The organism is Streptomyces caelestis, from assembly GCF_001279005.1.
GTDB lineage: Bacteria > Actinomycetota > Actinomycetes > Streptomycetales > Streptomycetaceae > Streptomyces > Streptomyces heliomycini.
The window spans coordinates 147081-159860 of sequence record NZ_LGCN01000210.1 but is presented as its reverse complement, the minus strand read 5'-3'; the positions used below and the strand labels follow the sequence as shown (position 1 = coordinate 159860).

11 protein-coding genes and 1 pseudogene are annotated in these 12780 nt (G+C 75.3%); 4 read left to right on the top strand and 8 right to left on the bottom strand.

Features of this window, described 5'->3' with window-relative positions:
• Window positions 1-13 precede the first annotated feature (13 nt).
• Both ADK41_RS24010 and ADK41_RS24005 read right to left on the bottom strand, forming a co-directional pair.
• Window positions 14-1375 carry a carboxyl transferase domain-containing protein gene (locus ADK41_RS24010; RefSeq protein ID WP_030818084.1) on the bottom strand — a complete coding sequence of 454 codons (1362 nt, stop codon included), beginning with the start codon at window positions 1373-1375 and terminating at the stop codon, window positions 14-16.
• Window positions 1368-2849 carry an acyl-CoA synthetase gene (locus ADK41_RS24005; RefSeq protein WP_030818081.1) on the bottom strand — a complete coding sequence of 494 codons (1482 nt, stop codon included), beginning with the start codon at window positions 2847-2849 and terminating at the stop codon, window positions 1368-1370. The genes ADK41_RS24010 and ADK41_RS24005 overlap by 8 nt, the downstream gene beginning before the upstream one ends.
• A 292-nt stretch (window positions 2850-3141) precedes the next feature.
• On the opposite strand from ADK41_RS24005, the gene ADK41_RS24000 reads away from it, so the two are divergent.
• Window positions 3142-4014: an ATP-grasp domain-containing protein gene (locus ADK41_RS24000; RefSeq protein WP_030818078.1), complete on the top strand. Its 873-nt coding sequence runs from the start codon at window positions 3142-3144 to the stop codon at window positions 4012-4014.
• On the opposite strand, the pseudogene ADK41_RS23995 reads toward ADK41_RS24000, so the two are convergent.
• Window positions 3995-4626: pseudogene (locus tag ADK41_RS23995) on the bottom strand (hypothetical protein). The gene ADK41_RS24000 and the pseudogene ADK41_RS23995 overlap by 20 nt on opposite strands.
• A 166-nt stretch (window positions 4627-4792) precedes the next feature.
• Here ADK41_RS23995 and ADK41_RS23990 point away from each other — a divergent pair.
• Together ADK41_RS23990 and ADK41_RS23985 are read left to right on the top strand one after the other, a co-directional pair.
• Complete coding sequence (locus ADK41_RS23990) at window positions 4793-5560, top strand: IclR family transcriptional regulator (protein WP_030818075.1); 768 nt, start codon at window positions 4793-4795, stop codon at window positions 5558-5560.
• A 1-nt stretch (window position 5561) separates the two neighbouring features.
• Complete coding sequence (locus tag ADK41_RS23985; protein WP_030818072.1) at window positions 5562-6416, top strand: SMP-30/gluconolactonase/LRE family protein; 855 nt, start codon at window positions 5562-5564, stop codon at window positions 6414-6416.
• A gap of 131 nt (window positions 6417-6547) precedes the next feature.
• Here the strand turns inward: ADK41_RS23985 and ADK41_RS23980 are convergent, their stop codons facing one another.
• The 5 genes from ADK41_RS23980 to ADK41_RS23960 form a co-directional block, all read right to left on the bottom strand.
• A complete protein-coding gene (locus tag ADK41_RS23980) occupies window positions 6548-7951 on the bottom strand; it encodes an FAD-dependent monooxygenase (RefSeq protein ID WP_106979337.1) in 1404 nt (467 codons plus the stop codon).
• Window positions 7941-9140, bottom strand: a complete 1200-nt coding sequence (locus ADK41_RS23975; protein WP_030818067.1) for an MAB_1171c family putative transporter — start codon at window positions 9138-9140, stop codon at window positions 7941-7943. Before ADK41_RS23975 ends, ADK41_RS23980 begins: the two co-directional genes overlap by 11 nt.
• 31 nt (window positions 9141-9171) lie before the next feature.
• Entirely contained in the window at window positions 9172-10353 is a 1182-nt protein-coding gene (locus tag ADK41_RS23970) for an MAB_1171c family putative transporter (protein ID WP_030818065.1), read from the bottom strand.
• A complete protein-coding gene (locus tag ADK41_RS23965) occupies window positions 10350-10847 on the bottom strand; it encodes a toxin (RefSeq protein WP_234318489.1) in 498 nt (165 codons plus the stop codon). Before ADK41_RS23965 ends, ADK41_RS23970 begins: the two co-directional genes overlap by 4 nt.
• 109 nt (window positions 10848-10956) lie before the next feature.
• On the bottom strand, window positions 10957-12183 hold the full coding sequence (locus tag ADK41_RS23960; protein WP_030818060.1) for an MAB_1171c family putative transporter: 1227 nt from the start codon (window positions 12181-12183) through the stop codon (window positions 10957-10959).
• 301 nt (window positions 12184-12484) lie between these two features.
• Here ADK41_RS23960 and ADK41_RS23955 point away from each other — a divergent pair, with 301 nt between their 5' ends.
• The gene (locus ADK41_RS23955) at window positions 12485-12757 is read left to right on the top strand and encodes a family 43 glycosylhydrolase (RefSeq protein ID WP_030818058.1); all 273 of its coding nucleotides are present in this window, start codon (window positions 12485-12487) and stop codon (window positions 12755-12757) included.
• Window positions 12758-12780 lie beyond the last annotated feature (23 nt).

Sequence of the window (12780 nt, the reverse complement as noted above, 5' to 3'; positions counted from 1 at the left end):
ACGTGTCACGGGATCAGTCGGCCGGGTGCTCCTCCGTACGGTCCGCCGGTCCCACGACCCCCCGGACCACCCCCAGCTCCACCAGGTCCTGCGGGCGGACGCGGAGCCGGTCCGCCGTGTCCTCCACCTCCTCCGGGGGCCGTTTGAGGATGGCCGCCGCGAGTTCCGGGGCGATCACCGAGAAGTAGCTGTCCGGGGTGGCCCAGGTGTTGCCGGGGGCGGCGAGGGCCAGCGCGCCGCCGGAGCCGCCCTCGCCGACGACCAGCGTGGTGACCGGCGTGCGGGCGGCGGCCACGGCGCCGAACAGGTCGGCGATGGCGGCCCCCGCCCCCTGCCGCTCCGCCTCCGCGTCGTTCGCCGCGCCCGGCGTGTCCACCAGCGTCAGCACCGGGATGCCGAGCCGGTCCGCGAGCCGGACCAGCCGGGCGGCGGTGCGGTACCCGGCGGGACGGGTGGCCGTCCCGGTCTGCGCCGCGTAGGCGACCGTACGGCCCTCCCGCTCACCGAAGCCGCACAGCATGCCGTCCGGGTCCGTGCCGCCGCAGCGGTCGCCGCCGAGGGCGACGCGGGAGGTGAGACAGGCGTCCAGGTAGGCGGCGGCGCGCGGGCGTTCGGGGGAGCGGGCGCGCCGGACGGCGTCCCAGCCGGTGGCCGGGAGGTCCGCCCTGCCCAGCGGGGGCGGCGGCGGGACCGGCTCGGCGGAGGGACGGGTCAGCAGCCGCAGCCAGCGGCCCAGCGTCCCCCGCAGTTCCTCCGGCCGTACCAGCGCGTCCGCCGCACCCGCCGCCACCTGCGCCTCGGCCGTGTACGCCGCCGGGTCCGCGTCCGCGGGCCGCACCCGGGAGCCGGCGAAACCGACCTGCGCGCCGGGCAGGGCGAGGACGACGTCGGCGCCCGCGCCCAGGGTGGCCCAGCCGCCGCCGGTCGTCGGGTCCCGCACCACCGCTATCTGCGGCAGCCCGGCCTCCCGGGTGAGCGCCGACTCGCGCGCCACCCGCTGGAGCTGGGTGAGGGCGAGCATGCCCTCCTGCATCCTGCTGCCCCCGGTGGCGACCAGCGGCACCACCGGCAGCCGGTGCGCGCGGGCGTGGGCGTACGCCGCCACCAGACGGTCGCCGGTGCGTTCGCCGAGCGAGCCGCCGAGGAAGCCGAACTCGAACGCGACGAGGACCGCCCGGGTGCCCTCGACGCTCGCGGTGCCGCAGACCACGGACTCCCGCTCGCCGGTGCGCTCGGCGGCACGGGCGCGGGCGGCGCCGTAACCGGGCCAGCCGAGCGGACCGTCGGGCCGGGACTCCCGTGCCGGGTGGGGGAGTTCGGTGAAGTCGTCGGTGACGAGGGCGAGGACCGCGCGCGCGGACGGACGGTCAGCCACCGGACAGCGCCCGCTTCATGATCTTCCCCATGTCGTTGCGGGGGAGCGAGTCGAGGTGGTGGAGCACGCGCGGGCGCTTGTGCGGGGCGAGGCGCCCGGCGACATGGCCGGCCAGCTCCTCCAGACCGGGTGGCGACTGCGGATCCGCCGGTACCACCCACGCCACGATCCGCTCGCCCAGATCGGCGTCCGGCTCCCCGGTCACCGCGGCCTCCCGCACCCCCGGATGCTCCAGCAGCGCGTTCTCGATCTCACCCGCGCCGATCTTGTACCCCCCGCTCTTGATCAGGTCGGTGGCCCTGCGGCCGACGATCCGGACACACCCGTCGGCGTCGCGCACCGCCATGTCGCCGGTGCGGAACCAGCCGTCGGCGGTGAAGGCGGCGGCGGTGGCGTCCGGGCGGTTCAGGTACTCGGTGAACAGGTTCGGGCCCCGCACCTGGATCTCGCCGACGCCCTCCCCGTCCAGCGCCGCGATCGGCGTGCCGTCCTCCTCCACGAGTCGCAGCTCCACCCCGGGCAGCGGCACGCCCACGGTCCCGGCGCGCGGCTCGCCGTCCGCCCGCACGCCGGGCCGGGGGGCCGGGGGCGTCCACCGGGACGAGCACAGCATCAAGGTCTCCGTCATGCCGTACCGCTCGATCACCCGCCGGCCGGTCGCGGCGGCGATCCGCTCGAGGTCGTGCACCGGCAGCGCGGCCGACCCGGACACCAGCAGCCGGGCCCCGGCGAGTGCCCCGGCGAGCTCCGGGTCGCCGGGCAGGGCCTCGGCGATCCGGTGGTACATCGTCGGCACCCCGAACAGCATCGTCGCGCCGTCGTTCAGCTCGCGCGCCACGCCCTCGGTGGTGAACCTGCCGAGGTGCCGCACGGACCCGCCGCGCCGCAGCGGGCCGAGGACGCCGAGGACGAGACCGTGCACGTGGAACAGCGGCAGCCCGTGCACCAGCACGTCGTCGCCGGTCCACCGCCAGGCCTCGGCGAGGGCGTCCAGGGTGGCGGCGACCGCGCGGCGGGGGAGGACGGCGCCCTTGGGCGGGCCGGTGGTGCCGGAGGTGTAGACGATCAGGGCGGGGTCCTCGGGGTCCCGCGCGCGGTCGTCCGGGAACGTCCCTCCGGCCGCCGGGTCCACGTCGACGCGGGGCAGCTCGTCCAGCGGGGCGGGGAGCTCCTCGCCGGGCGCGGCGAGCACCAGGTCCGGGGCGCTGTCGGTCAGGATGTGACCGAGCTCCTTCCCTCCCGACCTCGGGTTGAGCGGCACCACGGTCACCCCGGCGAGCAGCGCCCCGGTGACCGCGACCGCGGTCTCCAGGGCCGGCGTGGCCCATACGGCGACCCGGCGCGCCCGAGCCAGGCCCCCGGCCACCGCCCCGGCCGCCGAGGCGAGTTCCCCGTACGTCAGTGAGCGCGCGCCGAAGCGCAGGGCGGGCCGGCCGGCCGGGCCGTCGGTCAGGGGCGGGAGGAGAGAGGACACGTGGCGTACTCCTTGACTGGCTGTCGTCCGAGGGCCGCGGGGGTGGGACCCGAGCCGATCGTCGCGCGGATCGGGCCGCTTTTTCCACCGCGTCCGCCACCGCGTCCGTACCCGCGTCCGTCCCCGCGCGGCCGATGCCGTCCGGACCGCCGGCCCCGTCGGCGCCTCCCTCCCCCCTCCGTCCCGCGTCTTCGCCGTCGATGCGGGGGCTTCACCGGACGTGAGGGCCGAACGGCCGTCGAAGTTGCTAGCCTGCTCGTCGATCAGCTGTTCGCATGAGGAGGGAGCCGTCGTGCCCCGTATCGCGCTCGCGACCTGCCGGCCCGGACCCGAGGTCGCCGAGGACCGGGATCTGCCGGGGCTGGTGCGGGCGTTGGCGGAGGCGGGGGCCGAGGCGTCCGCCGAGGTGTGGGACGACGCCGCCGTCGACTGGGCCCGCTTCGACCTCGTCGTGATCCGCTCCACCTGGGACTACAGCTGGCGGGCGGCGGAGTTCACCGCGTGGGCCGAGCGGTGCGGCACGCTCACGCGGCTGGCCAATCCGGCGGACGTGGTGCGCTGGAACACCGACAAGCGCTACCTCGGGGACCTCGCCGCCGCCGGCGTGCCGGTGGTCGACACCCGGTACCTGGCGCCCGGGGACGCCCCCGACCTCCCGGACGACCACGAGTACGTCGTCAAGCCGGCCTCCGGCGCCGGCGCCCGGTTCGCCGCCCGCTACACACCCGACGAGCACGCCACCGCCGTACGGCACCTTGGGCGCATGCACGCCGAGGGCTTCACCGCGATGGTGCAGCCCTATGTGCGCGGCATCGACACCACGGGTGAGCGGGCACTGCAGTACTTCGGCGGGAACCTGCTGCACGCCAGCCGCAAGGGACCCGTCCTCGCCCCCGGCACGCCCTACGACCGGCGCAAGGTGGCCCACCCCGGGCTGACCGACTGGACCCCGACCCTCGAGGAGGCCGCCGTCGCCAGGAAGGCGCTGGCCTCCGTGCCGGGCCGGCCCGAGCTGCTGTACGCGCGGGTCGACCTCGTGGACGGGGAGGACGGCCGGCCCCGCGTGATGGAGCTGGAGCTGGTCGAGCCGAACCTGTTCCTGTGGCTGCACCCGGAGTCGGCGCCGCGCGTGGTGGAGGGGATCCTCAAGGCCGCGACCCGCTGACCGCCGTACGCTGCGGCAGGCCCCAGGCGAACTCCGCGGCCACCTCGCGCGGTACGCCGCTCGCGTCCGGGACGGTGAAGGCGAGCCCCCACCGCGTCGGGGCCGAGCCCTCCAGGAGGCGGGCGGGCGCGAAGGCGCGGGCGGCCTCGTCCACCGTGCAGGACCAGGGGGTGAGGTCCTCCAGCGTGCGGAGGGCGGGCGGTGCGGCGTCCGGCGCGCGGACCAGCCACTCGTTCCACACCGCCCCCTTGCCGGCGACGAGCGCCTCGAAGCGCAAGGAGGGCCAGAGCGGGACCGGCCACCGCCACGCCTCGCCGTCCAGGTCGCCGATCCTGTGCGGGGTCCGGGACTCCGGCTCGCCGAGCACCGAGCGGATGGGGGTCCCCCCACGCCGTTCCAGGCAGTGGGGGAGGGAGAGGGGCGGGCGGGAGCGCGGCGAGCGGGCCGGCGCCTGTTGGCCTCACGCATGTCCGCGGGGCGGACGCCCAGCCGGCGCCGCGCGTCCTCGACCGGGCCGGGGTTGTGGTCGGCCATGCGGCGCAGCAGCACGAGCTGGAAGTCGAGCGGGGTGAACGGCTCGGTGGTTCGTCGTCCGGTGGGCACGTGACCCATCGTCGCGCACCGGGGCCGCTCCGGGGTCCCGTGCGCGACGGTGATCGTGACCGTCCCATTGCCCGGGGTGGGTCGGTATGGCTAGCCTGTGTGTTCGTCATTCCGATCGCCTGTTGAAATCTCGAACGATCGCAGGCGCCTGAGACACATAGGGAGGGGGCCGGTCGTGGGACGCCTCGTACCAGCCGTGACCCGGGCTCTCGACATTCTCGAGCTCTTCCTCGACGGGGACGGCACGCTCTCCGCCCCCGACATCGTGCGCAGGCTGCAACTGCCGCGCACCACCGTGCACGAACTGGTGACCACGCTCGCCGCCCGGAAGTACATCGTCCCGGTGGCGGGCCAGCCCGGACGCTACCGGCTCGGCGTACGCCCGTACCAGCTCGGCGCCCGCTACGCCGAGCATCTCGACCTCGCCGCCGAGGGCCAGCAGGTCGCCCGCTCCGTCGCCGAGACCTGCGACGAGACGGTGCACGTGGCGATCCTGGAGGACACCGACGTCATCTACATCGCCAAGGTGGACTCCACCCACGCGGTGCGGATGGTGTCGGCGGCCGGCCGCAGGCTGCCCGCCCACTGCACCTCCGTCGGCAAGATGCTGCTGGCCTCCCTTCCCGAGCACGAGCTCGCCGCGCGCGTCCCCGACGACGCCGAGCTGCCCGCGATGACCCCCAACAGCATCACCGACGTGGCCGCCCTGCGCGAGACCCTCGTGGAGATCCGTGCCCGGGGCGTCGCCGTGGAGAGCCGCGAGTCCAACCCGGACGTCTCCTGCGTCGCCGCCCCGGTGCGCGACCGCACGGGACAGGTGGTCGCCGCGCTGTCCATTTCCGTACCGATGATCCGCTGGAGCGACGAACGACTCGGCGAGCTGGAGCAGCTCGCCGTGAAGGGCGCCGCCGAACTGTCCGAGCGCCTGGGCCACCGGAGCTGACATGACACACACCTACGACGTCGCCGTCCGCGCGGAGGCGACCCTGGGCGAGGGCCCCACCTGGGACCCGGCCGCCGGCCGCCTGCTGTGGATCGACATCCTCGGCTCCCGCGTCCACACCTACGACCCGGCCACCGGCCGGCGCACCCTGCGCCGCACCGAGCAGCACGTGGGCGCCGTCAAGCCCCGCGCGGGCGGCGGACTCGTCCTCAACCTGCGGGACGGCGTCGGCCTGCTCGACCCCGACGACACCTTCCGCTGGCTGCACCGCGAGGTCGTCCCCGGCCGCCGCGCCAACGACGCCGCCGTCGCCCCCGACGGCAGCCTGTGGGCGGGCACCATGCGCTACGACGAGGCGCCCGGCGGCGGCACGCTCTCCCGTGTCACCGGCGACGGCACGGCCGACGTCCTCCTCGACGACGTGGCGGTGAGCAACGGCGTCGGCTGGAGCCCCGACGGCCGGCTGATGTACTACATCGACTCGCCGACCCGCCGCATCGACGTCTTCGACGTCGGCGAGGCGGACGGCAGGATCACGAACCGCCGCTCGTTGGCCGCGATCGAGGACGGGGCCGGCTTCCCCGACGGCCTGTGCGTCGACGCCGACGGCTGTGTGTGGGTCGCGCTGTGGGACGGCGGCGCGGTGCGCCGCTACACCCCCTCCGGCGAGCTGGACCGGGTGATCCCGCTCCCCGTTCCCCTCGTCACGGCCTGCGCCTTCGGCGGTCCCGACCTGACCGACCTCTACATCACCACGGCCCGCGTGGGCCTCGTCTCCCCGCATCCCCTGGCGGGCTCCCTGCTGGTGGTGCCGGGCGTGGGCAAGGGTCTTCCGCAGCCTCCGTTCGCGGGCTGACCTTTCTTCGCCCCCGCCGCCCCTTCCCGTTCCCGTCCCCCGGGGGCGCTGCCCCCGAACCCCCGCTCCTCGAACGCCGGAGAGGCTGGCTTCCAGCCTCTCCGGCGTCGGTGGGGGCGAAGAGTCCCGGCTCATGCCCCCGTACGGTCGAGCCTCCGCAGGACCTCGCGTTCGCCCGGGGTCAGCGGAGGCTCGACCGACGGGGGGAGCGGGGACCCGGCCAGGGCCGCCAGCATCGCCGAGGGCCGGAACGCACGGGTCGGCGCCGTCCGCAGACTGGTGACGTCCCACACCGCCGAGGCCGCCGCGTAGGATCCCGTCGCCGCCCTCATCAGGCGCCGCGTGTACGCCGTCACCACGCGGTCGGCCGCGGTCGGCCGGCCGCCCCGCACCCCCGGATACAGCACGTCCTGCCCCACCGCCAACGACCACGCCGGGTCCGCCGCGCGCGCCGCCCCCCGCACCACCCGCCGGCCCAGACCGGGCGCGCCGAGCCCCCCGCCCCGCCCCAGTTCCCGGCTGAGGACCCGCGCACCGAACGCGGCCACCGACATCCCGTGCCCGTACGCCGGATTGAACGTGGCCAGCGCGTCCCCGAGTACCAGGAACCCCTCCGGCCACCGCGGCATCCGCTCCAGGTACCGCCGCACATTGCTCGTCGACCGGCTCAGGTGCACGTCCGTGAGCGGCTCCGCACCGGAGATCAGCCGCCCCACGATCGGGTCCGGCAGATCGAGCGCGTACCGCAGGAACCCCGCCGGATCCGCCGGCGGCTCACCGCCCCGCGAGCCGCCGCAGCTCACCAGCCAGCGGCCCCCCTCGATCGGCATGACCATCGCGCTCCGCGCCGGCCGCGACACGTACGGGTTGGCCTGCACGACCGTCAGCGGGAACCGCTCCGCGCCCTTGGGCACCCGGTACACGCGCGACGCGTTGACCAGGCCGGAGTCCACCGCCCGCTCCTCCACGCCGGTCAGCCCGAGCCCGTCCAGCCAGCTGACGACCCGCGTGCCGCGTCCGCTCGCGTCGACGACCAGGTCCGCCTCCAGGTCCGTGTCCCCGCCGGGCGCCGCGATCCGCACCCCGCGCACCCGCCCCGCGGAGCCCGTCAGCCCCACCACCGCCGCCTTGCGGACCTCCACCGGCACCTGTTCCCGTACCGTCGTGCGCACCGCCCAGTCCACCAGCGCCCGGCTGCACGTCACCATCGCCGGGCCCTCGCGCCGCCACCGCCGCAGCCAGCCCTCGGACGTGAGCGCCAGCATGCCCGAGCTGAGCGGGATCTCGTGGGCCCCGGCGGCGAGCAGCCGCGCGCGCAGCCCCGCGCCCGGCAGCAGCTCCTCCATGGCGTCCATGCCGCCCGCCATCAGCAGATGCGCGTGCCGCCCCTGCGGCAGCCCCCTGCGGTGCTCCGGGCCGTCCGGCAGCGCGTCGCGGTCCAGGACGATCACCTCGTCCGCTCCCGCACGGGACAGCACCGCCGCGGCCAGCATGCCGGCCAGGCCGGCACCGATGACGACAGCTCTACGCGACATGGGGCTCCTCGGGTTCGGTCACGGTCGGGGCAGGCGGCGCCGCGCCCCCGCGCGCGGCGGGAGGGCGGTGCAGCTCCTGCGCCAGCTCCACCAGTCCGCCGGTGCCGGAGACCTCGGTGGCGTGCAGCCGGTACGTACCGGCGGTCTCGGGCGGTTCCTCGCGGGCGGCGGCCCGGCGCGCCGCGTCGGCGAGCATGGCCGCCTCCGCCGCCAGCCGCGCCTCGTGGGGGGAGCGGCCCGCGCGCAGGGCGGCGTCCCGGGCCCGCTCGCGGAGCCGATGGTCGAAGTACGGCGCCAGTGCGAGCAGCGCGTCGTGGATCGACACCTCGCGCCACTGCAGCCGCGCCCGCGGCAGCTGCCACCAGGCGACCTGCGGCTTGGGCGCGGTCGGCACCGACCCCACCAGCGACCACAGCGGGCCCAGCCGCCGGTAGTCGCCGAGACCCCGCCACTGCGCGAGGACGGACGGCAGCAGCCTCGGCAGCGCGAACCCGGCCGACCACAGCAGCGCGGCCAGCGCGGCCATCGGCGGGGCGACCGTGGTGGACAGGAAGTCCAGGTCATGGCCCGACCAACGGGCCGCCACCGCCGTGTACTTGGTCAGCTGGAACCCCACCACGTCCAGCAGCGCCCCCACGAGGATCAGCCGCAGCCCGGTCCGCAGCAGTCCGTCGACCTCGCGCCCCCACTTGACGCAGACGACGCACATCACCAGCATCGCCGCGCTGTGCCCGATCAGGTACAGCAGGATCATCTCCCGCATGAACGGGGTGGTGGCGTAGTACGTGTCGAGGTCCGTCAGCCGCTCGGCGTCCGCCTCGGCGAGCGCGAACAGGACGACGATGGCGGCCACCAGCAGGCCGTAGGCGGCCACGCTGCGCAGCACCATGCGCCGCACCCGCTCCCGCGACCCGCCCCGCCAGTTGATCAGCAGCACCAGCACCGCGCAGCTGTACGCGGAGAGCATCCCGTAGGTCAGCGGGGCCCCGAAGTTGGGGACGCCGGTGAGGGAGTTGACGGCGGCCAGGGTGGCCGGGGCGGCGCACACGAAGACCAGGGCGCCCAGGGCGATCGCGGCGCAGGTGGACAGGGTGAGCGGGTTGCGCGGGGCGGCCGTGCGCGGGCGGCGGAACAGCAGCACGGACGTCATCCCGAAGACGAAGGCCGCCAGGTAGACGACGAGGCTCATACCGGCCGGCTCCTCTCGTCCGGGGCCCGGTTCACGCGGTCCCCGCCGTGGTCGTACGGCTCGGCACCGCGGCGGCCGCCGGCGCCGGGGCCGGGCCGGCCAGCGCGTCGGCGATCCGGACCAGGACGGCCGGTTCGGGCGCCCGGCCCGGAAGCCGGCCGCCGTCGCGCGGCGGGACCCGGCGCCCCGGCTCCGCCTCGTCGCGCACCGCCGCGGTGATCACGGCCGCCCACGCGGCGGCCTCCGCGCGCTCCGCCTCCCCCGTCGCCGCCAGCACACCGGCGCGGGTCCGGTCGTACAGCTCCCGGTCGAAGTAGGCGTCCAGGTGGCTCAGTGCGTTGTGGACACTGGTCTGCCGCCACATCAGCCGTGTCGTGGGGGAGGCGAGCCCGGGCCGGGGCAGCCGCAGCGCCCGGCGGGTGAGGAGGTCGTCCAGGGCCCGCTCCAGCGGTTCCAGCCGGGCGTACGTCCGCCGCGCCCGACGCCACTCGGCGACCCGGGGCGCCGCCAGCGGCACCAGCACCCCGACGACCGTCAGCAGGGCGCCGAGCCCGGCGGCGGCCGGGGAGACGGTGGTGCCCAGCCGCGACCAGTCCCGCCCGGACCAGCGCGCGCCCACCGCGACCAGCTTGGCCACGCTGTACCCGGCCCCGCACAGCGAACCGGTCCCGAGCAGCGTCAGCCCCGCCCGCAGCCCGCCTCGCACCCGGCGTGCCCAGCGCAGCGACGACACGGTGGTGACGGTCACCGCGGTGAGGTGCGCGACCAGGTACAGCACGATCATCTGGGCGATGAACGGCGTCGTCGCGTAGTAGGTGTCCAGGTCGGTACGGCGCTCCACGGGCGCCTCGCCGAGCGTGAACGTCACCGCGATGCCGAGCACGACCACGGCGTAGGCGAGCAGCCAGCGGCGGACGGTGCGGCGCACCCGGGGCCCGCCGCGCCAGTGCACGACGAGGACCTGGGACGCGGCGCAGTACCCGGTGATCGCCACGTAGGTGACCGGCGCCGCGAGGTTCGGCACGTCGCCGATCCGGTTGACGGCGCCGACCGTCGGCGGCGCCCCCAGGAAGAAGCACAGCCCCGCGAGGCCCAGCACCGCGCAGATCGTCCGCAGGTACGGGTCGCGCCGGTGCCGCAGCAGATCGGGGGCCTTCACCAGCAGGCCGAGCCACAGCACCCCGCAGCTGACGTAGTTGAGCAGGCCGTTCACCGCTTCGTCCCGCGGTGGTTGAGCGCGGCCCCGATGCGTCCGGCGAGGTCCCGCGGGTCCCCGGGGCCGCCGCCCTCCGCGGCGTACACCGAGTCGGTGGAGGCCTCCAGCCAGGTGCGCAGCCGGCGGCCCATCAGCATGCCGAAGCGGTCGGCCTCCTGTTCCTCGGCCAGGCTGAAGTCGGTGCGGGCGGCGACCGGTCCGGGCCGCCCGCCGGCGTGTGCCGGCCGGCGGTTCATGTGCCACACCTCGTGGCAGAGGATCACGATCTGGTGCCACACGGCGGCCCGCTCGTCGACGACCACGTCGTCGTGGTGCTCGCGCTCCAGCCACAGCCCGCTCGCCGTGTGCGGGGGGAACGCCGCCCGGTGGACGACCACGTCCCGTCCCCGCCAGGCGCTGACGGAGGCGACCAGCGCCTCGAACAGGACCTCGGGGTCCGCCGGGACCGCCACCCGGATGGGGTCGATGAGGGCGTCAGCGAGACGACGCATCTCCTTCCCTGTACGCACCGCTGTCTCCCTGTTTTCCTGGGTGCCGCCCGGTCACCTGTGCAATATGCCAAGTCGGGTGCCGTCCCGGCCAGTTCCGTGGGCGACGCGGTCACTCGGCGACCGCCGCGGCGCCCCCGGGCGCCGCGGCGAGCGCGCGGACCTCCCGGATCAGTTCGGGGTGGCGCAGGGCGCGCGAGACGGCCCCGATCTCGCGCAGCAGCTCGGTGGTGTCGAGTTCGTGGCCGCGGTGCGCACCGGTCCCGGCCTCGACGGCGTCGAGGATCACCACGGCCGCGGCGAGCGCCCGCGCCCGCTCCGGCGGGAGACCGAGGCCCAGGGCGGCGGCGTACGACCGCTCGCGCAGCCGCTCGTCGGTGCGGCGGGCCAGCGGCAGCAGGACGTCCCGGATGAACGTCTCGCGGCGGGTCAGGCGCAGTTCGGGGCCGGCGCGCAGCACGAACGGCAGGCCGGAACCGTGCACGGACCTCATCAGCGCGTACAGGGGCCGCAGCCGGCGGTGGGCCAGGCGCAGCCGCCAGCGCTCGTGCAGGTACTGGCCGGCGTGCGGCAGGATGAAGCCGACCGCGATCGACACCGCGGACGCGCACGCCAGCGCCGGGGCCACGTTCAGACTGAGCCAGTCCAGGTCGTTCCCGGTCCAGCGCGCCCCCACGGCCGTGAGCTTGGCGGCGTCGAAGGCCAGGTTCAGCGCGTATCCCACGCCCAGGAACTTCAGTCCCCAGCGCAGCCAGGCGTCGAGTCCGTCGGCGCGGATCCAGTTCCAGATCAGCTTCGAGGTGATGAGCACGGCGGTGGTGTGCGCGAGGAGGTACAGCAGGATCTCCTCGCGCATGAACGGCGTCGTCGCGTAGTAGGTGTCCAGGTCCCGGGTGCGCTCCACGGGCACGTCCGCGAGGACGAACAGCACCCACAGGGCGACGATCACGCCTCCGTACGCGCAGAGCACCCGGCGGGTGGCGCGGCGGGTGGAGGCGGAGTGCTCGGGCGGCCCGTCGCGCCAGGCGACGATCAGCACCAGGCAGGAGCCGCAGAAGGCGGTCAGCAGCGAGTACACCCAGGGCGCGGAGATGTTCGGCACGCCCGTGACCCGGTTGACCCACGCGATGGTCGACGGGGCGACGAACACGAACACCGCGCAGGCGAGCAGCAGCAGCCCGCCGACCGCGCGCAGCAGCGGATCGTTCCACAGCCGGATGATCGTCGGCAGTTTGATCGCCAGGGCGGCGGCGAGGACGACGGCCGGGATCCACCAGAAGGACGTGTAGAACGCGCTGAGGAACGAGGCCGGACCCACGGCCGCGTCCGCGAACCCCATCCCGCCCCCTCGCTCCCACCGGCCGCCGAAACCAAGGCCGTTCGAGCCTACGCCGGACGTGTCCGCGTCGTGCGGGGAACGTCCGCGGGAAGTCCCGCCACGAGTTCTTGTCCGATCCATTGACGCGCCGGTCCATCGCCCTTACGGTCCGTTCGAAGTTACGGGCGTCATTCGATATTTCGAACAATCGACGAACGGGTGGGGCAGGGCATGGGACGACCTGGCCTGGATCGCAGGCAACTCCTCGCCGGACTGGGCGGGTTGACCGTCGCCGGGAGCTTGGGCTTCGCGGCGCTCGGGCGTGAACAGCACGTACAGGATCAAGGTCGGCCGCTCGGCATCGGTCACCGGCCCGTACGTGGACAGCAGGGGCACCCCGATGCTGGAGGGCGGCGGCGACCTCCTGCCGGCCGGCCACGGCAGGCACGTGGGCACGGGCGGCCAGTCGGTCCTCCGTGACGAGGGCCGGGACGTTCTGGCGTACCGCTATCACGACGCGGATGACGAAGGCACGCCAAAGCTGGGGACGAACACCCTGAACTGGCGGAGAGGCGGCTGGCCCTCCGTCCAATAGGGGCGCGGGGCCGTGTCGATGTG

Excerpts from the sequence above, each read along its gene's own strand:
- ADK41_RS23985 (WP_030818072.1), top strand. The coding sequence starts at position 5,562 with ATGACACACACCTACGACGTCGCCGTCCGCGCGGAGGCGACCCTGGGC.
- ADK41_RS23980 (WP_106979337.1), bottom strand. The coding sequence starts at position 7,951 with ATGTCGCGTAGAGCTGTCGTCATCGGTGCCGGCCTGGCCGGCATGCTG.
- ADK41_RS23975 (WP_030818067.1), bottom strand. The coding sequence starts at position 9,140 with ATGAGCCTCGTCGTCTACCTGGCGGCCTTCGTCTTCGGGATGACGTCC.
- ADK41_RS23965 (WP_234318489.1), bottom strand. The coding sequence starts at position 10,847 with ATGCGTCGTCTCGCTGACGCCCTCATCGACCCCATCCGGGTGGCGGTC.
- ADK41_RS23960 (WP_030818060.1), bottom strand. The coding sequence starts at position 12,183 with ATGGGGTTCGCGGACGCGGCCGTGGGTCCGGCCTCGTTCCTCAGCGCG.